The organism is Bacteroides sp. AF32-8BH, from assembly GCF_003435205.1.
GTDB classification, from domain to species: Bacteria; Bacteroidota; Bacteroidia; order Bacteroidales; family Bacteroidaceae; genus Bacteroides; species Bacteroides ovatus.
Window position 1 is genome coordinate 26335 of the sequence record NZ_QVLZ01000052.1, and the last position, 20581, is coordinate 46915.

The window sequence follows — 20581 nt, forward strand, 5'->3', positions numbered from 1 at the left end:
TATTTAATATCTTATTTTTATTGTTGCTCTTACAGATCGTCCGGGCATTGGGAAGTATTTCACAATCTCGTAATTCTTGTCCATCAGGTTCAGTACTTCCAAGCTGAAAGAGGTGGTGACTTTTCTTATCAGGAAATCACGGCTTGCAGAAATACTGTGGTCGCTATAACTATCTAATCTGTTTTCGGCAATGTTTTGTCCCAACGCATAGCGCTTTCCTGAAAATAGGAATGAGTAGGACAGATTGATCCATGGTGTTTCGATACCTGCCTGCCCCGAAGCGGAGACGCGGGGAGTGTAGGCTATCTGGTGTTTGTATGTTGATTCATACGTGTTTGGATCGGGGGGGGTAACGTCTAATGCTCGTTGGTATGTATAGTTACCCGAGAGGTTGATGCGGATTTTTTCCCAAGGTTGGAGAGAGAGGCTTCCTGTAATATCAATGCCTTTGATGTCAACCTGTCCCAGGTTTTTCATGCTCCATACTGCAAGGTTCTTGGTAGGGTAAGCGATGATTTTATCTGTTACCTTATTATAATAAGCGTCGACGGTTGCTGACAAATAGGGTAGGAACGGACATACATTCTTGCTGTATGTCAGTCCGATATTGTATTGTTTGGCTTTTTCCGGCTTTAGTTGTGTGTTTCCTACTTCTTCGTAATATAAGTCGTTGAAACTTGCCAGGCGGAAAATGTCTTTATAGAAGAAGCGTACACGGAATTCTTCATTATGAAAAGGTTTGAATGCGGCACTTACATAAGGGGTTAATTTACGGTGATTGCCGGCACTGCCGCCTTTCTTTACATCTTCATTGATAATGGTTGCTAATGCGGATGCGGAGATTGTTAACCAGTCATTCACGTATTTGCCGGCGAATGCCGTTAGCCATGAATAGCGCGTGGGTTGTACAAAGTTGTTTAGATCGGCGTTCATGGTGTTGATGCTTCCGTCGGTGGAAAGAGAGAATGAGAGGTTGTTCAACAGTCTGTATAGTACAGAAGCGGAAAGGTAATATTCTTGCTGGTAGTAGCTGTTTTCTGTTTTCTTTAATGAGTTCTTTGTATCGGGGTCTAGGTAACGTTGATAGCTCCAATTCCACTTGGCAGAGGTTTGGAATACCCATTGTTGGCTGAATTCTTTCTTGTATTGACTTTGTATGAAAGTGTTTTTATCCCACAGGTGTTGGGTAGAATGGTCGTTGTAGAAAGTGGTAGCTTTGGGTAGTCCCCGGGAGGATTGGAAGTAATAGGCTTTCAACCGCCATTGTTCTTTATCGGAGAAGTTACCGTAAAGTCCGGCTTCAGCACGGAATGTTTGTACGTCTGTATTCTTCCGTTTCTCACGTGAGGACAGATCTCCTTCTGCACTTCCATAGCGCAGTGTATATGGATAATGTCCGTCAGAAGACATCCATTCGCCATTGACTGACATGCGCCATGTTTTATTGAATTGTTGTTCCAGCAGGAGGGAGGGATTGACTAATCCCCAGGAACCTGTTTTGAAAGCTCCTGCTATGTTGGTCTTTTTGTCTTTTGTGAACTGTGGGGTAAGTGTCTGGATATTCAAGATACCTGCTGCTGCAAAGAAGCGGGCGGGCTGGAAAATGTTGTCACTTTGACCATTGCTTAAAGAGAGTTGGTCAACATTATCAAGCGAGAAACGCCCGATGTCGATTTGTCCCGTTTGGCAATCGGTTAGGGTGATCCCGTCATAGCCAACAGCGGTATGTTGTGCTCCCAGGCTTCGTATGGATACTGTTTTTAGTCCGCCAATACCTCCGTAGTCTTTTACGGTCACTCCGGCAAAGTGTTTCACTGCGTCGGATACTTGCAGGGCGTGCAGGTTTTTCAGGGCGTCTTTGGAGAATACTTGCAGGGGAGCGGTAGAACGTACTTCGCGAGTCTGATAGATATCTGATACTGTTATTTCAGGAATAGAATATGTATGTGTCGTATCTACCTTTTGCTGTTGTGCAAAAAGTGGTATGGATAAGAATTGGCAGCAGAATACTGCAAAGATCATTTTCTTAAATGTTCTCTCTTTCATTTATTCCTTATTTCAGTCTGTTGCTATTTAAAAGTGTCCGGGCGAAATCCCTTCGACCGGACACGCATAAATAAACTTGGCAGAGTTTATTCGTTTTAACACACTTTCTCTGAATTAGAGTGATGAATGAAATGATAGACGACTTGTCCGGTTCATTAGACTCAACGCTTTTTCCTCGAAAGCAGTGAAACATAATTGCATGGTAGGTCTTCTGACTTATTCCTGTTACAAACGCCTTCCCAGATTATTCTCCAGTGGCAATGAGTGAATTGCTTGTAACATGCATGGAACTTACAGCAGCGGGACTGTTCAGGATTTACACCTGATTCCCTTTTAATTGCTTCCCCCGTAAGGGAGTCGCAAACCAATGCGGGACAAAGATAGGGAGTTTATTTGTTTTTTCCAAGTTGGGGGATATTCTTTTTCTTTCGTCCTGATACGAAAGAGAAAGAACCAACTTGTTTTCTTCGATATTTTCTGTATTTTTGTAAATGAGACTGTCACTTATTACAAAATTTACCAAATTAGCGGATTTTAGAGGCGGGTATTGAGTTGCCCGCCTTTTTTTATTTGTTTGACATAAGATTAGCTTTTAAAAAGTATCTTTGTCTATGTCCAACGTTGGACGTATGAAACAGATTTATTGAAACATAATTGGTCGTTTTTTATAGGTGGATGCAGCGGTATCCACCTATTTTGTTCCTTACTGCACGGTTTTGAACTAATTCATTTCGGTATGGTTTTGAAGCAAATGATACTTTAGCAAACAAGTATTGAAACGGTAGCCCGTGAAATAATATAGAATTTACCTAACGTACAAACGTACGTTACCTACCGTGTGAATGTCCGTTACCCACCGGGCGAGCATCAACAACCTACCAGACAAAAGTCGGTTATCTGCCGGACGAACAGTTCATGAGGGACACGGGAACAGAAACGGCACCGACGAAGTGGTCCGAACCGACAACGGCAGCATCCAAAGCCATCTTCTCTGCCCAGTATTATTGCTGTTGTTTATAACAGAAATAATACTTTTACTTACTCTTCTTTACTCTTCTCTACTCTACTGGTTTTCATTGGCTTTTCCCCCTTTACTGGTGGGCGTTTCAGCGCTTTGTACAGCCCTCTCCGAACACCCTCATTTTTGTATCGTTTTACTCTAGTTCAACATTAGTTAAGTATTCTTCGATAGCTTGTGCGGTGGCGTCTTTTAGGAGCACGGTCTTTTCTTTGTTTAAAAGGTAGAGGGTGGGGATAGCCTTCAAATCATATAGTTGTTGTTCTTTGATGGCAAATTTCTTGTCATATCCGTTGATCCATTCTTTGGGGAATTCATTCAGGTGTTTTCTCCATTCGTCCAACTCTTCGTCAGGGTAGATAGAGAGGACTGTTAGTTTCTTTTGTCCCAAAAGTCGGTTGATGATAGGTGCGTTTTTCAGGGCATCTATTGTTTCTGTGCAGGCATGACAGCCGGGGTTGTTGATGAATAGGAGGATATAGTCGGCTTGCTGTTGATAGAGGGAGCCTTGTGCGCCGGAAGCTAATGTGTAGCTGAAGTTCAGGGCTTTGGTTCCGATACGGTTTTTCTGTGCTAATTCCCGGCGGGCTTTAGGACGTACTTTCTCAATTTCCTCTAACAAGGGAGAAGCTAACATGGCGTCTAATACGGGAATATAGAATTCTTCGTTACGCATGGGGGAGTTGGGGTCGTATAAATATTTATCCGCCAGGTCGGTGATGTAGGTGAATACTTTTTTGTCTACATTCGTTTGTTCGATTGTTTTCCGCATGGCTTCTTGTGCAGTTTCCAACGGGACGTGATTCAGTATGTCACAATAATCCGCCCAAGCTTGTTCGGTCACTTCGGGGTGGTGGATGTAATTAGTGTCGGCGAAGTTGACGTTATCCCAATAGTGTTTTACCAGAAAGTCTGCCCGTTGTTCCGGGGCTGTCATCATTGGGGGGATGGCAGGCAATGTAAAGGTTTTAATGGTGTCTTGTATTACATCATTTTTGTTCAGACTGGAAGCGTTGCCGCTTTTGCAGGCACAAAGGCAAAGGATGCATATAGCTGGAAGAATATGGATGTTTGTTTTCATAACTAACAATTATTACATTGAATTTATGTAGATTACATTGGTGACAAAGATAATGTCCTTTCTACTTTATTCAAAGAATTTTTCTTCCTTTTATTTTGCTGCGTTCTCTTCTGTTAGTTTTTTTGATTAGACAAGTTTTGCAGGATAACTCCTGATTTTACTTCTCCTTTGCCAATGTAAATACAAATTCCAGCCCGCCTCCCTGATTGTTCTTGGCGGAGATGCTGCCACCGTGGATGATGACGGCGTTCTTCACAATAGCTAGTCCCAGTCCTGTTCCACCTACTTTCCGTGAACGACCTTTGTCTACCCGGTAGAAACGTTCGAAGAGACGATTCAGATGTTCGGGAGATACTCCAATACCTGTGTCGGCAAAGCTGAAATAGTAGAAATTCTCATCTTCACGGAAACAGTTGATATTGATCTGGATATTACTTCCGGCGTATGCGATGGCATTGTCCATTAGATTACGGAAGATGGAATAAAGTAGTGAGTAATTTCCTTTGATTTGTATACTCTTCTTTAAGGAGTTGACGACTGTAATATGTTTTTCGTCAAGCTCCAACGATACTTCGTTGATGATGTTACCTACCAACACACTGATGTCTACCCGTTCCATGTCGATCATGCTGGCGGCTTCATCCACGCGGGTGAGTACGGAGATGTCGCGTAATAACCGACTTAAACGGTTGCTTTGTGCATAACAACGTTCGAGGAATACGTTGATCTTCTCGCGTGGAATATTTTCATTGCTGACAATGGTTTCCAAATACCCTTGGATACTGCTGACGGGAGTTTTCAACTCATGGGCGATATTCTGGGTCAGTTGGCGTTTGAGTCTAACCTGTTCTTCTTCCTGGGTAACGTCGTTGATGGAAATCTCGAAGCTGGCATCCTGGAAGATGATACATTCTACGATAAATGTCCGTCCATTCTTATTGATGGTGACAGACATTCGTTTTTCACCTTTTCCTCTCGAACGTTCTTGCTGATTCTTATTGATAAAATGAATGATCTCTTGCAGTTCGCTGATGGCAAAGACTTCTTCTGTTGTTTCCAGGTTGGAGTCTGAAATCAGGTTGCTGTATTGGGTGAAAAGATTGTTGACAAGAATCTCTTTTTTGTCTTTAGTAAATATACCTAGTCCTTCGTGTGAGATTTGAAGGTGGGTGATTAGCTTTTCACGTTCAATGTAGAGAGCTTCTTTGGTTTCGTGCAGTCGTTTGTAGATTTGAATGATGTGCTGTGATATTTCTCCCAGTTCGTTGTGCGGGAAGGCGGATTGCATAGCCATTTCGATAGGCTCGTTCCGGTCGGCGCGCATCGCAAATTCACGGAGCTGGCTGATGGAAGTCCCCAGTTTGTTGGTGAATTTGTAGAAGATAATCATTAATAATAAGGTCACGATTACGGTAAACCATAAATAGTGCGGGTCTGCTTGCAGGTTGTTGATGAGGCTGACATTGTAAGGTAAAGCCGAACGGACAATATAATCTTTATAATGAGTGGCCGAATAGAAATAGGGAACTCCGGTTGTCTCGGAAGTACGGCGTACATCATATCCGTTGCCATGCTTTATGGCTTTCTGTACTTCCGGACGGTTCAGGTGGTTCTCCATCTGGTTATTATGACTTGGATAGCTGTCGTAAACAACATTTCCTTGAGCATCAATAAGGGTTACACGCAAGTCTTCCAGGATATGGTTATTGATATAACCGTCGATGATTTCACTGTCAAGAGGTTGATTCTCCAGTTGTTCGTAGAGCCTGCTGTTGTAATCTTGCAGTTTGGTGTTTAGCAGTTCTATTTTATATTCCCGTTCACGTTGATACTGGTACGCAATAAAACAAATGGCAAATACCAGGAATAGTGAAATAACCGAAAGGAAAAGTTTTCGGCTAAAAGAAAGAAAATGCTTTTGAGTTACAGGCAGGTTCATAATAACTATTTAATTCGGCATAATTATTTATTCAGCTTCAAAACAGTATCCATATCCGAGACGAGTGACAATGCATTTGCCGTATACCCCAATCTTTTTACGTAGACGGGTGATGTTTACGTCGATGGTACGGTCGAGCACGTAGACTTCGTCACTCCAGATGCGGGCCAGGATGTCTTCACGGGAAAATACACGTCCTTTATTCTGTACCAGCAGAAGCAAGATCTCAAATTCTTTTTTGGTCAATGGCACTTCTTCATCGTCGATACTTACTTTTTTCTTTGTGATGTCAATAACGAGCGACTGATAAGTAAGACGTTCGGGGACTCTTTCCGTTTCCGTTGTCACTGTGCGTCTTAATACGGCTTTCACACGGGCGATGACTTCACGCAGCGAGAAAGGTTTTGAAATATAATCGTCTGCTCCCAGGTTGAATCCGGTCACAGTATCGTTTTCGGTATCTTTTGCTGTGATAAAGATAATAGGCACTTTAGCTGTTTTCTTGTCTTTTTTCAGGATGTTCGCCATTTTGAATCCGGAGATTTCTCCCATCATCACATCGAGGAGAATCAAGTGATAGCTGCTGATGTCCATCTTCATTGCTTCTTCAGCAGAGTTTGCAGTATCAACTTCATAACCTTCGTTTTCAAGATTGAATTTCAGAATCTCACAGAGGTCTTCTTCATCGTCGACAACTAGAATACGGGTTTCGTTCATAAGATATATGTATTAATGTGATATGACAAAGTTACGTTTTTATTTTATCCTTTGCAAAGATGAGGAGACTTTGTTACGGGCAGATGAAACAGACGTTACAATCGTGTTACATTCCGGGAATTCCGAGAATTGATGAGGTATATGGAAGTTTTTGTTGATTGTAAGAGGAAAAACCGCTCACTATTTGTTATCTTTGTTAGCGAGATACAATAGAAACGTTTGATTATAGAAACTACAAATAATGATAAAAATTGACTTAAAACGGCATCGGAAGGAAATAATAGGATCGGTGGTGGTACTGTTAATTCTCCTTGGCGGTATGTCTGTGTTTAAATATACTTCATTCAATTCCGGTTTTGAAATTGTGGATGATCTGGGCGGAAATATATTTCCTTCAGCGATTTTGTCTGTTGCCACTACTGATGCGCAGGTGATTGTTCCGTCGGATTCTAATTATTTGGGGAATCCGAAATCGTGTATTGCTGTTCGGGTGAAGTCGAAGACAGCCTATAGCCGGGTACGGATTGAAGTGGCTGAAACGCCTTTTTTCTCCCGTTCGGTGTCGGAATTTGTACTAAACAAGCCTCGAACGGAATATACGATTTATCCTGATATCATCTGGAACTATGAAGCTCTGAAAAATGAGGTGCAGGCAGAACCGGTAAGTGTGGCTATTACTGTCGAGATGAATGGAAAAGATCTGGGGCAACGGGTGCGTACATTCTCTGTGCGCAGTATCAATGAATGTCTGTTGGGGTATGTATCGAATGGAACCAAATTCCATGATACAAGTATTTTCTTTGCTGCCTATGTCAATGAAGAGAATCCGATGATTGACCAGTTGCTTCGCGAAGCACTGAATACTCGTATTGTCAATCGCTTCTTAGGCTATCAGAGTAAGGCTAAAGGGGCGGTGGACAAGCAGGTGTATGCTCTCTGGAATATATTGCAGAAACGCAAATTCCGTTACAGTTCTGTTTCCAACACCAGCCTTTCGAGCAATGTTGTTTTCTCGCAACGGGTTCGTACGTTTGATGATGCACTGGAATCTTCGCAGATTAATTGTGTGGACGGTAGCGTACTGTTTGCATCACTGCTTCGGGCTATAAATATCGATCCTATTCTGGTACGTACGCCGGGACACATGTTTGTGGGGTATTATACCGATAATTCACATACTGATAAGAACTTCCTGGAAACAACAATGATTGGTGATGTCGATCTGGATGACTTTTTCCCGGATGAACAGCTGGACTCCACAATGGTAGGCAAGTCGCAGAATGAAATGTCGCTATTGACTTTCGAGAAATCGAAGCAATATGCTAATAAGAAGTATAAGGAGAACGAAGAAGGTATTCATTCCGGGAAATTGAATTATATGTTTCTGGAGATTTCTAAAGATGTGCGGAGGAAAATACAGCCAATAGGGAAATGATGTTTTGTAATTCGTATTTAATTCGTACTTTTGCCAAGTAATCATTTTAAAGTAAAAGGATGCAAGGCAAGAAATTTATCTCTCCCGGAGCATGGTTTTCTATGAACTATCCATCAGACTGGAATGAGTTTGAAGATGGCGAAGGCTCTTTTCTTTTCTATAATCCCGATGTATGGACGGGGAATTTTCGTATATCCGCATTTAAAGGAAAAGCCGGTTATGGCAAAGATGCCATCCGGCAGGAACTGAAAGAGAACGATTCGGCTTCATTGGTGAAAGTCGGAACGTGGGAATGTGCGTATAGTAAAGAAATGTTTCAGGAGGAGGGAACTTATTATACTTCCCATTTGTGGATTACAGGCGTTGACGATATTGCTTTTGAATGTTCTTTCACCGTGCCTAAAGGTGGAGTTGTGAAGGAGGCGGAAGATGTAATCGCTACTTTGGAGGTACGTAAAGAAGGGCAGAAGTATCCTGCTGAATTGATTCCTGTACGTCTTTCTGAAATTTATTTGATTAATGAGGGATATGAATGGGTGGTATCTACTGTGAAGCAGGAACTGAAAAAGGATTTTCAAGGAATAGAAGAGGACTTGGAGAAACTTCAACAAGTGATTGACAGCGGTAAGATTGGTTTGAAAAAGAAAGAGGAATGGTTGGCTATTGGTATCACTGTTTGTGCAATTCTGGCAAATGAAGTGGATGGCATGGAATGGAAAACGTTGATTGACGGCAACCGGGAAGCTCCTGTTCTCCAATATAAAGATCGGACCATCGACCCGATGAAGCTCGTTTGGAGTAAAGTAAAGGCGGGAGAGCCTTGCAATGTAATAGAAGAATATAAGAAGTGTTTGGATTAAAATGGCAGTACCTTATTTACAGATAGATAACCTGACCAAGTCTTTCGGTGACTTGGTTCTTTTTGAAAATGTATCTTTGGGCATTGCCGAAGGTCAGCGGGTAGGATTAATAGCAAAGAACGGTAGTGGAAAGACTACCTTACTGAATATCATTGCCGGAAAGGAAGGTTATGATAGCGGTAATATTGTTTTTCGTCGTGATCTTCGGGTGGATTACCTGGAACAGGATCCGCAATATCCCGAAGAACTGACAGTGCTCGAAGCCTGTTTCCATCATGGTAACAGCACGGTGGAATTGATAAAGGAGTACGAACGCTGCATGGAAACCGAAGGTCATCCGGGATTGGAAAACCTCTTGGCACGTATGGATCAGGAGAAAGCTTGGGAGTATGAACAGAAAGCCAAGCAAATCCTTTCACAACTTAAAATCCGTAATTTCGATCAGAAAGTGAAGCAACTGTCCGGCGGACAGCTGAAGCGTGTTGCTTTGGCAAATGCTTTGATTACCGAACCGGATCTGTTAATCCTTGATGAGCCGACCAACCATCTGGACTTGGATATGACCGAATGGTTGGAAGATTACCTGCGTCGTACCAACCTTAGCCTGCTGATGGTGACTCACGACCGTTACTTCCTTGATCGTGTTTGCTCCGAGATTATCGAAATAGACAATCAACAAATCTACCAATATAAAGGTAACTACAGCTATTATCTCGAAAAGCGTCAGGAACGTATTGAATCTAAGAGCGTGGAAATAGAGCGTGCCAATAATCTGTATCGTACAGAACTCGACTGGATGCGCCGGATGCCGCAGGCACGCGGACATAAGGCTCGTTACCGGGAAGATGCTTTCTACGAATTGGAAAAGGTTGCGAAGCAGCGTTTTAATACTGATAATGTAAAGCTGGAAGTGAAAGCATCGTATATCGGAAGCAAGATATTCGAAGCCGACCATCTTTTCAAGAGTTTCGGAGATCTGAAGATTCTGGATGATTTCTCTTATATCTTCTCTCGTTATGAGAAGATGGGAATTGTAGGAAATAACGGAACCGGAAAATCTACTTTTATCAAGATATTGATGGGACAAGTCAAGCCTGATAGCGGAACAGTGGATATTGGCGAAACAGTTCGTTTCGGTTATTATTCGCAGGACGGACTTCAGTTTGACGAACAGATGAAAGTGATTGATGTGATACAGGATATTGCCGAAGTCATCGAATTGGGCAATGGAAAGAAGCTGACTGCTTCTCAATTTCTGCAGCATTTCCTGTTTACTCCTGAAACCCAGCATAGCTATGTCTATAAATTGAGTGGGGGAGAGCGTCGCCGTCTTTACCTTTGTACCATCCTGATGCGTAATCCTAACTTTCTAGTATTGGACGAGCCTACCAATGACCTCGATATTATCACGCTGAATGTGCTCGAAGAATATCTCCAAAACTTCAAAGGCTGTGTGATTGTCGTTTCCCATGACCGTTACTTTATGGATAAAGTAGTAGATCACCTGATGGTATTCAACGGGCAGGGAGATATCCGTGACTTCCCCGGAAATTATAGTGATTATCGTGACTGGAAAGAGGCGAAAGAACAAAAAGAGAAAGAAGCGGAGAAGCCGCAGGAAGAAAAGACCGCCCGTGTCCGCCTGAACGACAAACGTAAGATGAGCTTCAAGGAAAAGCGTGAATTCGAGCAACTGGAAAAAGAAATCGCCGAACTGGAAGCTGAAAAAACACAAATTGAGGAACTTCTTTGTAGCGGCACACTTTCCGTTGACGAATTGACTGAAAAGTCAAAACGTTTGCCCGAAGTCAATGATATGATTGACGAAAAGACAATGCGTTGGTTGGAACTTAGCGAAATAGAAGGCTGATTCGTGCCACTATATTGGCACCTTTGTGCCACTTCGATGGCACAAGTATAGTTTATTATATTCCCGGATAACCAAATAATGATAATATACCCCCAGACAATATAACCTAGTATGACAAACCTAACCAATTATCATAGCCACTGCCTGTATTGCGACGGACGAGCCAATATGGACGATTTTATTCGTTTTGCTATCAGCGAAGGGTTTACTTCTTATGGCATTTCTTCTCATGCTCCACTACCATTTTCTACCGCATGGACGATGGAGTGGGATAGAATGGAAGATTACCTTTCCGAATTCTCTCGTCTGAAAAAGAAATATGCAGGTAAGATAGAGCTTGCCATCGGTCTCGAAATTGACTACCTGAATGAAGAAAACAATCCCTCTTTGCCTTGTTTTCAAAAACTACCACTTGACTACCGGATAGGTTCTGTGCATATGTTGTATTCTCCAGAAGGGAAAATCGTAGATATTGATACCCCGGCAGATCTTTTCCGTCAATTGGTAGACAGGCACTTCGATGGTGACTTGGATTCTGTTGTCCACCTTTATTATAAGAACCTGCTCCGTATGGTAGAGCTGGGAGGATTTGATATTGTCGGCCATGCTGACAAGATGCATTATAACGCTTCCTGTTATCGTCCGGGTTTGCTTGATGAAGCATGGTATGACACGTTGGTCCGCGATTACTTCGCGGTGATTGCCGCACGTGGTTATATGGTGGAAATCAATACCAAGTCTTATCATGAGCTGGGTACATTCTATCCGAATGAACGTTATTTCCCTTTCCTGAAAGAATTGGGTATTCGGGTACAGGTGAATAGTGATGCGCACTACCCTGAAAGAATAAACAATGCCCGCTTCGAAGGGTTAGCCGCTTTGAAGAAAGCAGGTTTTACTTCGGTGGTAGAATGGCATGGGGGGAAATGGGAAGATATTCCCATAGGATAAGTTATTCCATATTCAGGATCTCTTGTTTCTCTTCATTCAACGAAATCAACGTTTTCTTTAGCTCGTCTATTCGTGAATCAATTTCAGTCAACTTCTTCAGATACATAGTTCTAGGTAGCGCATCTTCATAGGCCATGATAAACTCCTCTTTTTCGTCAAAGAGCTGCTCTATTTGCTCTTCAACTCTATTTATAGCACATGTAATTTCTCCTATCATAAATCTTTCGTTTTTTATAGATGCCTTTATTCCATCCTCTTGCAAGCATTTGCCTGGAAAAACTCGTTCAACGTATCTTCATAGTTACCATGAAGCATAATATGATGATTTCCCAGTGGATTCTTTAAGAAGTATTCGGCCGGAGTATTCATGCGGATGCGCACTTGTGTACGGCACATATTAATATAATTAGTGTTTTCAGTCAATGTTCCTGTAGACAAGTAATATTCATCCAGACATTCACCGCCACATTTTATGATCGTTACATCCCCCGTCGGAAGTAGCCCTTGTATGGCAATTCCTTTTTCTGTTTCAAAGTGATTGCGGATAATATATCTCTCCGTTTGTTTGAGACCTACGGTGCAATGTGCCAATATCAGTTCATTCGTACGGGAATTAATCATGGAAGGATTTGCCATAAATCCGTCTTTACCCGTAAGTGCTTTAACTGCTAATAGCGTAAATACAGATTGAAGATCTCCTTCACAACCTGCTATTATCCCGTCATCATTCAATAAAGATAATGCCACGCATCCGGTAGTGTCGATTTGTTCAATCAGTTTAAAGCAGCTTAATGTCAGCGCTTCCAGATTTTCTTCCTGACAGACCTTTTTGATTGCCCGGTATAATCGCATCGCTTTGATTAAATCTTCGGGAGTTCCTTCGCGGCAGGCAAGAGCTTGTGATGCTACAGCTGCGCATGATGCTCCGACTTGGTCATCCGTAATGTGTTTAAATTGTTCATAAATCCGTTCCAATGGAATATCTACATATTCGATTCCCCAACGACGTTTTGCCAACAAGTAGTCTACGTTACTGGCAACTAACCAGGAAGAAGGACTTCCAATGACTCCGATACGTTTGCCGAACAAGGAACGTTGTGCCTGGAAATTATTATAAAGTGTATGGATACGTAAGATGATAGCCGGTAATTCACCGTGCAGAATTTCACTTTTCATTCCGTGTCCCCGTAACCAGGTGGAAATTTCCAGTGCGGCAGCAAGAGAATTCTGCATGCCGTCTGCCAGTAAAATGGCGGGGCGAGGGAGGTTTTCGAAATGCTGTATGACCAGTCTTTCCACCCCACCGGTAGCGACGAAAATGATTTTGAAATCGTCACTACTAAGTTTGTCCATATCTTGATGGTCGACGAACTTTACAGTATAATATTTTTCAATCTCGCTCAAAATAGCTTCGTGCGAGCTACGTAGCGAGACTTGTTTGTGAAGTATTGAAGCGAATGAGATAAGGTGTATGGTCATTATGATATTGTTTTAAGTTTTCCGTATGACAAATGTATAGCTTTCTTTTCAATTTACCATAACGATTTTAACCTTGCTAAGGTTTTTAAAGTTTTTATGTCTCTGTATTCAAATTATTGCGTACATTTGCAGCTCCAAGTAGAAAAAGTAAATAGTAATTAGTAATTTGTAGTTAAAATTATGCCAACCATATCCATTCGCGGAAACGAGATGCCTGCATCTCCTATCAGAAAACTGGCTCCTTTGGCAGACGCTGCCAAGCAACGCGGAGTCCATGTGTTTCACCTGAACATCGGACAGCCTGATCTGCCCACTCCTCAGGCCGCGATTGACGCGATACGCAATATTGATCGTAAAGTGCTGGAATATAGCCCCAGTGCAGGTTATCGTAGCTATCGCGAAAAATTAGTGGGATATTATGCAAAGTTCAATATCAACCTTACAGCAGACGATATAATCATTACATCAGGAGGTTCGGAAGCCGTGCTTTTTTCCTTCCTTTCCTGCCTGAATCCGGGAGATGAAATTATCGTTCCGGAACCTGCATACGCTAACTATATGGCATTTGCAATCTCTGCCGGGGCTAAGATTCGTACTATTGCTACGACCATTGAAGAAGGTTTTTCTCTTCCGAAAGTAGAGAAGTTTGAAGAACTGATTAATGAACGTACGAAAGCGATTCTTATTTGTAACCCAAACAATCCTACCGGTTATTTGTATACACGTCGTGAAATGAATCAGATTCGTGACTTGGTAAAGAAGTACGATTTATTCCTTTTCTCTGATGAAGTATATCGTGAGTTCATATATACCGGTTCTCCTTATATTTCTGCCTGCCATCTGGAAGGTATTGAAAATAATGTGGTACTGATTGATTCGGTATCCAAACGATATTCCGAATGTGGTATCCGCATTGGTGCGTTGATTACCAAAAACAAGGAGATACGCGATGCTGTTATGAAGTTCTGTCAGGCTCGTTTGAGTCCTCCGTTGATTGGACAGATTGCTGCAGAAGCTTCTTTGGATGCTCCGGAAGAATATTCACGCGAAACGTATGATGAGTATGTAGAACGTCGTAAATGTTTGATTGACGGTTTGAACCGTATTCCCGGCGTTTATTCGCCCATTCCGATGGGAGCTTTCTATACAGTGGCCAAACTTCCGGTAGATGACTCCGATAAGTTCTGCGCATGGTGTCTTTCTGATTTTGAGTATGAAGGTCAGACTGTATTCATGGCTCCGGCTTCCGGTTTCTATACCACTCCGGGATCTGGAATCAACGAGGTTCGTATTGCTTACGTATTGAAAAAAGAAGATTTAACCCGTGCACTTTTTGTCTTGCAGAAGGCTTTGGAAGTGTATCCGGGAAGAACGGAATAAATTCTAGTATTAAGTATTAACCGTAGTTTCTGGGGTGTTTGTTGCTGCTACACTTAATACTTAATACCTAATACTTAAACAAATGTCTTTATCACTTTTCATAGCCCGGCGTATCTATCGTGAAAGCGATGGCGGAAAGCAGGTGTCACGTCCTGCGGTCCTCATTGCCATGGCGGGTATTGCTATTGGTTTGGCCGTAATGATTATTGCAGTGGCGGTAGTCATCGGGTTTAAAAGTGAAGTGAGAAATAAAGTTATAGGATTCGGGTCGCATATCCAGATAACTAATTTGGATGCGGTCAGTTCTTACGAAACCCATCCCATTGTGGTAGGAGACAGTATGATGACTGCTCTTGCTGATTATCCGGAGATAAGCCATGTGCAGCGTTTCTCTACCAAACCGGGTATGATTAAGACCGATGACGCTTTTCAAGGAATGGTGTTGAAAGGTGTAGGTCCGGAGTTTGACCCCCATTTTATAAAAGAGTATTTGGTAGAAGGGGAGATTCCTGTTTTCAGTGATTCAGTTTCTACCAATCAAGTACTTATCTCGAAAGCGTTGGCAACTAAAATGAAGTTGAAACTGGGAGATAAGATATATACCTATTATATACAGGATGATATTCGCGCTCGTCGCCTGACGATTGCCGGAATTTATCAGACGAATTTCTCCGAATACGACAACCTCTTTTTACTGACGGATCTTAATCTGGTGAATCGTTTGAACGGTTGGCAACCGGAACAGGTGACCGGTGTGGAATTACAGGTGAAAGATTATGATAGACTGGAAGATATAACCTATGAGATCGCAACTGATATTGACAACAGGCAAGATGAGTTGGGAGGTGTGTATTATGTGCGTAACATCGAACAACTGAATCCTCAAATCTTTGCTTGGCTTGATTTATTGGATTTGAACGTATGGGTGATTCTGATTTTGATGATAGGAGTTGCTGGCTTCACCATGATTTCCGGTTTATTGATTATTATCATCGAACGTACCAATATGATTGGGATTTTAAAAGCATTGGGAGCCAATAATTTCACGATTCGCAGAACCTTTCTTTGGTTTGCAGTCTTTTTGATTGGCAAAGGAATGTTTTGGGGCAATGCCATTGGCTTGGCATTCTGTATCCTTCAGTCTCAATTCGGATTCTTTAAACTTGATCCGGCGACTTATTATGTAGATACTGTTCCAGTTTCTTTTAATGTTTTACTTTTTATCTTGATTAATTTGGGCACTTTGTGTGCATCTGTATTGATGTTGATTGGTCCTTCATTTCTTATCACTAAGATCAATCCGGCAAGCTCCATGAGATACGAATAATCCTCTTTTTTCCTATCTGATTTTTACTGCAAAAATAATTTGGTCTATTGCGTGATGTGGAGTGAATAATATGTCTATATTTGCGCCCAATTTACTTAATATCCTCTTGTAGGTTTAATTTTTAACCATTATGAATAATGTGTTAATTCTGTTGGATAATCTGGATGACTGGAAACCGTATTATGAGACAAGTAGTGTCCTGACTGTTTCCGACTATCTAAAAAACAAGCCGGTGGAGAAAGACCGGAAGTTAGTTATTAATCTTAGCAATGATTACAGCTATAACTCTGAAGGGTATTACTGTTCGCTGCTAGCCCAAACGAGAGGACAGAAAGTCATTCCGGATGTTGATATCATCAACAAAATGGAGGTTGGAACGGGGGTGCGGATGGACCGTAGTCTGCAAGCCCTTTGTTATCAATGGATACAGAAGAATGACATCAAGGATGATATCTGGTACCTGAATATTTACTTTGGCAAATGCCGGGAAAAAGGTCTGGAACGGATTGCGCGTTTTATTTTCGAGAATTACCCTTGCCCATTGTTAAGAGTGGCTTTGAATACTCATCCCAGAAATCAGATCGAGGGCATTCATTTTCTTCCCCTGAATCAGCTTAATGATGCAGAGCAGGATTTCTTTGCCAATACGCTGGATAACTTTAACAAGAAAATATGGCGTGCACCGAAGTCGGCAAAGGCTTCCCGTTACAGTCTCGCTGTATTGGTCGATCCACAGGAGAAATTTCCTCCCAGCAATAAAGGTGCTCTGCACAAATTGACGGAGGTAGCTAAGAAAATGAACATCCATGTGGAGATGATAACCGAAGATGATGCTATCCGTTTGCTCGAATTTGATGCCTTGTTTATTCGTACTACAACTTCACTCAATCATTATACATTCCATTTGTCACAGTTGGCTGCACAAAACGGAATGGCTGTTATTGACGATCCGTTGTCTATCATTCGGTGTACGAACAAAGTGTATCTGAAAGAACTTTTTGAGAAGGAAAAGATATCTGCTCCTAAGTCTACATTGATTTTTCAATCCAACCATCATTCGTTTGAACAGATAAGCGAACTGGTAGGTGCTCCTTTTATCCTGAAAATACCGGATGGCTCTTATTCCATTGGTATGAAAAAAGTGTCGAACGAAGAGGAACTGCAAGCCAGTCTGAAGATACTGTTTGAAAAATCGGCAATCTTGCTGGCACAGGCATTTACTCCAACGGAATTTGACTGGCGTGTCGGTCTATTGAACGGTGTACCGCTCTATGCTTGCAAATATTATATGGCAAAAGGACACTGGCAAATTTACTGTCACTATGATTCGGGCAGAAGCCGTTGTGGATTGGTAGATACGATTCCTATTTATCAGGTGCCTCGTGTGGTATTGGATACAGCTGTTAAGGCTGCCAATCTGATAGGAAAAGGGTTGTATGGAGTCGATCTGAAAATGGTGGATGATAAGGCTTATGTAATTGAAATCAATGATAATCCGAGCATTGATCATGGACTGGAAGATGCCATTATCGGTGATGAAATGTATTACCGTTTGTTGAATCACTTTGAACAAGTGTTAGAAACGAAACATTATTGATTATGGAGCAGATATTCGTCCGTAAAGCACAGCAGGCAGACATTCCCGCTATTTTGGAAATAGAGTGGGAGTGTTTTCAGGAAGATAGTTTCTCAAAGGAGCAGTTTGCCTATCTGATAAGCCGTTCGAAAGGAACTTTCTATGTGATGATGGAGGAGGATAGGGTGATTGCTTATGTCTCTCTGTTATTTCATGGGGGAACTCGCTATTTAAGAATCTATTCGATAGCTGTTCATCCGGATTATAGAGGAAGAGGACTGGGGCAGGTATTGATGGATCAGACGATTCAGACGGCCGGCGAATGTAAGGCTGCAAAGATTACGCTTGAAGTGAAAGTGACCAATACTTCCGCTATCGGACTATATATGAAAAATGGCTTTATTCCTGCTGGAATAAAGCCATGCTATTATCACGATGGTTCGGATGCTATTTATATGCAGCGATTGATTCAATAATAAGTCTGCCTTTTCACGAAATCCGGTTTATCTTCTCATGAAATCCCCTTTTCCCCGGAAGAAACGGCAGAGTTTGAATTTCAATGACTGTACAGGTTGGATAAGGTCGAAAACGGGTAACGAGAAATAGTATTTCCGTCCTCCACCCATTTCTTTGGCCGTGCGGTTGATAACGACAGCTTGTATTGTAAAGCGCAGTAACCAGATCAGGAATGCGATGCCTGCTACCAGCCAGTGGAAATTAAGAATCCCGAATACGATACCTGCTATACAGGTAATATAGAATAACAAACGGGAGAGTGTCTCAAATCCCAGAAGGTAACGCTGTATTCCATGGTAGAATCTGGCAGTAGCCATATAACTAACCTTTTCTTCTTTCCAATCTTTGTAGCGATATACGGGTTGTATTCGTGTGGTAGCGTTGAAGTCTGTTTCAACACGGGTGTTGGAGGAGGTAGCTAGCTCATTAATGAATAAATCATCTTCTCCACGTTGAAGATTCAGGTATTTGGAGAAACCTTTCTGTTGAAAGAATAGTTCTTTTCGGTAAGCCAGGTTGCGTCCGATACCGATATAAGGTTTTCCGGCTAGCGCGAATCCCAGATAGCGCAAAGACTGGAATAAAGCGTCGAATGCAGTACGTTTGTGCAACCATCCTTTTGTGCGGTCGTATCCGCTATATCCTAACACAATTTGAGTCTGTGGAGTGAAATTACGTGCCATCAGTTTTAACCACTGGTTGCTGGCGGGCATACAGTTTGTTTCCGTAAATACCAGCCAGTCATGTTTGCTGGCTTTGATGCCTAACGTCAGAGCCAGTTTCTTATGACTGATATAGCGTGCACTTTCGGGCGTAAAACTATGGTAAAGATGAGGATATTTTTCTTCCATCACTCCCAGTATATCCTCGGTGTCATCTGTGGAAGCATCATTGATGACAATCACTTCAAATTGTGGATAGTCCTGTTCCAGAATGGCAGGTAGAATTTTACGAAGATTTTCAGCCTCATTGCGTGCGCAGAGAATCACGGAAAGTGGAGGCTGTTCTCGTGTGAAATGTGCCTCTTCTTTGTCCACAGCCTTATTGTGGACATGTATTCGATTGTACAGGCCGAAATAATAAATGAGCTGAATGATAAAAAGAATACCTGCCGCCGATAAAAGAATCAGTTCGACAGTATTGAATGTAAATGTTTCCATCAAATTATAGTGTCGTTTTTACAGCCGCAAAAGTACACAATTTTTCGGTAGTTCCGTCATCTCGATGGGAGGTTATTTCGCAAGTCGAGATATTCTTTCTTGAACATATCCACAAAAAGAAAGAATAATGAAAGAAGCAACGGACCGAAGATGACTCCCATAAACCCGAATATCGGCAGACCGATGACTACTCCAAAAATAGTGATAAGCGGATGCGTATCCGCCATCTTCTTTTGAAGGATGAACCGGATGAGATTGTCCGATTGCGATACGACGATAGCCCCATAGCCAAAAAGCCCGATGGCGTTGAACCAGTCTCCGCTGATGGCAAGATAAGCGGCTACAGGAAACCATACCAATGCCGTACCTACCATCGGAATGATGGTTGCAAAGCAGGTCAGGAATCCCAGCATCAGTATGTTCGGTGCTCCGAAAAGCAGATAGCCTATCATAGCCACGCCTCCCTGGATGATAGCCAGTAAGGGAATACCGATAGCATTGGAACGGACAATCATATTGATTTCGTGAATGACTTCCTGCGTATTGGTTTCATTAAATGGCAGAATGTCATTGACATAAGCTTCCATCTTTTTTCCTCCAATCAGCATGAAATAAAGCACAAAGATCATGACGAACAGGTTGATGGCAAGGCTGCTGATGCTTTCCATTATAATTTGTCCGATACGGGGAAGTATGGACATGATGAATGACAGCGTATCTTTTCCCAATACATCGTATCCTGTTTTCTCTTTGATGAATTCTGCTACCTGTTGAATAGGTGCAATATAGGTCTGTGGATCCAGATTGATATCCTGTAACTTGTTTGCCACCATCCAGACAGTCAATCCCAAAGGGATAAGAAAGACGAAAATCGTTTCTGCGGTAATCAACAGTGCGCTGATGCTTCGTTTCAGCTTTCGTTTTTCTACCAGATGATTCATCTGTCCGCGTACAAGAATGTAGATGGTGAGTGCTCCCAGCAATCCCCCCAGGAAAGGAGTGATTTGGCGGAAGATGATGACTCCCATAAACAGGATGATGACAATGAGGGAATATTTCCAGTATTGTTCTTTGGTGCTCATATCGTGTAAAATTCGTTTATATGATAATAAACACTCGAAGACCGTGAAAGGTTTGTTTTACAGTGAAATGTCGATATGATCATCATTGAATTATGAGGTTGTGTCAAAACGTTGGCACAACCTCTTTTATATTTTACAGTTCTG

Annotated in this window: 16 protein-coding genes and 1 riboswitch; of the genes, 8 read left to right on the top strand and 8 right to left on the bottom strand. The window is 42.1% G+C overall.

Going from position 1 to position 20581, the window contains the following annotated elements:
- Positions 1-3: 3 nt before the first annotated feature.
- From DWZ47_RS26010 to DWZ47_RS26030, 4 genes are all read right to left on the bottom strand, one after another.
- On the bottom strand, positions 4-2046 hold the full coding sequence (locus DWZ47_RS26010; RefSeq protein ID WP_008648718.1) for a TonB-dependent receptor plug domain-containing protein: 2043 nt from the start codon (positions 2044-2046) through the stop codon (positions 4-6).
- A 183-nt stretch (positions 2047-2229) separates the two neighbouring features.
- A riboswitch (cobalamin riboswitch) is annotated at positions 2230-2430 on the bottom strand.
- Positions 2431-3200: 770 nt separating this feature from the next.
- Positions 3201-4145 carry a DUF5106 domain-containing protein gene (locus tag DWZ47_RS26020; protein WP_004304184.1) on the bottom strand — a complete coding sequence of 315 codons (945 nt, stop codon included), beginning with the start codon at positions 4143-4145 and terminating at the stop codon, positions 3201-3203.
- A gap of 157 nt (positions 4146-4302) precedes the next feature.
- Positions 4303-6084, bottom strand: a complete 1782-nt coding sequence (locus DWZ47_RS26025; RefSeq protein ID WP_117515181.1) for a sensor histidine kinase — start codon at positions 6082-6084, stop codon at positions 4303-4305.
- 27 nt (positions 6085-6111) lie between these two features.
- Positions 6112-6801: a response regulator transcription factor gene (locus DWZ47_RS26030; RefSeq protein ID WP_032843909.1), complete on the bottom strand. Its 690-nt coding sequence runs from the start codon at positions 6799-6801 to the stop codon at positions 6112-6114.
- 241 nt (positions 6802-7042) lie between these two features.
- Between DWZ47_RS26030 and DWZ47_RS26035 the strand changes: the two genes are divergently transcribed.
- From DWZ47_RS26035 to DWZ47_RS26050, 4 genes are all read left to right on the top strand, one after another.
- Positions 7043-8236, top strand: a complete 1194-nt coding sequence (locus DWZ47_RS26035) for a hypothetical protein (protein WP_004300629.1) — start codon at positions 7043-7045, stop codon at positions 8234-8236.
- Positions 8237-8295: 59 nt separating this feature from the next.
- Entirely contained in the window at positions 8296-9096 is an 801-nt protein-coding gene (locus DWZ47_RS26040; protein WP_004311244.1) for a DUF3805 domain-containing protein, read from the top strand.
- A 1-nt stretch (position 9097) separates the two neighbouring features.
- Positions 9098-10966, top strand: coding sequence for an ABC-F family ATP-binding cassette domain-containing protein (locus DWZ47_RS26045; protein ID WP_004311243.1), 1869 nt, complete (start codon positions 9098-9100; stop codon positions 10964-10966).
- Positions 10967-11077: 111 nt separating this feature from the next.
- Positions 11078-11917 carry a histidinol-phosphatase gene (locus DWZ47_RS26050; protein WP_004304183.1) on the top strand — a complete coding sequence of 280 codons (840 nt, stop codon included), beginning with the start codon at positions 11078-11080 and terminating at the stop codon, positions 11915-11917.
- A gap of 1 nt (position 11918) precedes the next feature.
- On the opposite strand, the gene DWZ47_RS26055 is transcribed toward DWZ47_RS26050, so the two are convergent.
- Both DWZ47_RS26055 and DWZ47_RS26060 read right to left on the bottom strand, forming a co-directional pair.
- On the bottom strand, positions 11919-12134 hold the full coding sequence (locus DWZ47_RS26055; RefSeq protein WP_117515183.1) for a hypothetical protein: 216 nt from the start codon (positions 12132-12134) through the stop codon (positions 11919-11921).
- A gap of 26 nt (positions 12135-12160) precedes the next feature.
- Positions 12161-13396 carry a fucose isomerase gene (locus DWZ47_RS26060; protein WP_117515184.1) on the bottom strand — a complete coding sequence of 412 codons (1236 nt, stop codon included), beginning with the start codon at positions 13394-13396 and terminating at the stop codon, positions 12161-12163.
- A 180-nt stretch (positions 13397-13576) separates the two neighbouring features.
- Here DWZ47_RS26060 and DWZ47_RS26065 point away from each other — a divergent pair, with 180 nt between their 5' ends.
- The 4 genes from DWZ47_RS26065 to rimI all read left to right on the top strand — a co-directional run bounded on the left by DWZ47_RS26065 (position 13577) and on the right by rimI (position 18155).
- Entirely contained in the window at positions 13577-14776 is a 1200-nt protein-coding gene (locus DWZ47_RS26065; protein WP_004300623.1) for a pyridoxal phosphate-dependent aminotransferase, read from the top strand.
- A gap of 82 nt (positions 14777-14858) precedes the next feature.
- Positions 14859-16103 carry an ABC transporter permease gene (locus DWZ47_RS26070; protein WP_004300622.1) on the top strand — a complete coding sequence of 415 codons (1245 nt, stop codon included), beginning with the start codon at positions 14859-14861 and terminating at the stop codon, positions 16101-16103.
- 130 nt (positions 16104-16233) lie between these two features.
- Positions 16234-17700, top strand: coding sequence for a RimK family protein (locus DWZ47_RS26075; RefSeq protein ID WP_117515187.1), 1467 nt, complete (start codon positions 16234-16236; stop codon positions 17698-17700).
- Between the two features lie 2 nt (positions 17701-17702).
- On the top strand, positions 17703-18155 hold the full coding sequence (gene rimI / locus DWZ47_RS26080; RefSeq protein ID WP_117515189.1) for a ribosomal protein S18-alanine N-acetyltransferase: 453 nt from the start codon (positions 17703-17705) through the stop codon (positions 18153-18155).
- Positions 18156-18182: 27 nt separating this feature from the next.
- On the opposite strand, the gene DWZ47_RS26085 is transcribed toward rimI, so the two are convergent.
- Positions 18183-19355 (bottom strand): glycosyltransferase, encoded by a 1173-nt coding sequence (locus DWZ47_RS26085; RefSeq protein ID WP_117515191.1) that lies wholly within the window; start codon positions 19353-19355, stop codon positions 18183-18185.
- A gap of 56 nt (positions 19356-19411) precedes the next feature.
- Entirely contained in the window at positions 19412-20437 is a 1026-nt protein-coding gene (locus tag DWZ47_RS26090) for an AI-2E family transporter (protein WP_004300618.1), read from the bottom strand.
- Positions 20438-20581 lie beyond the last annotated feature (144 nt).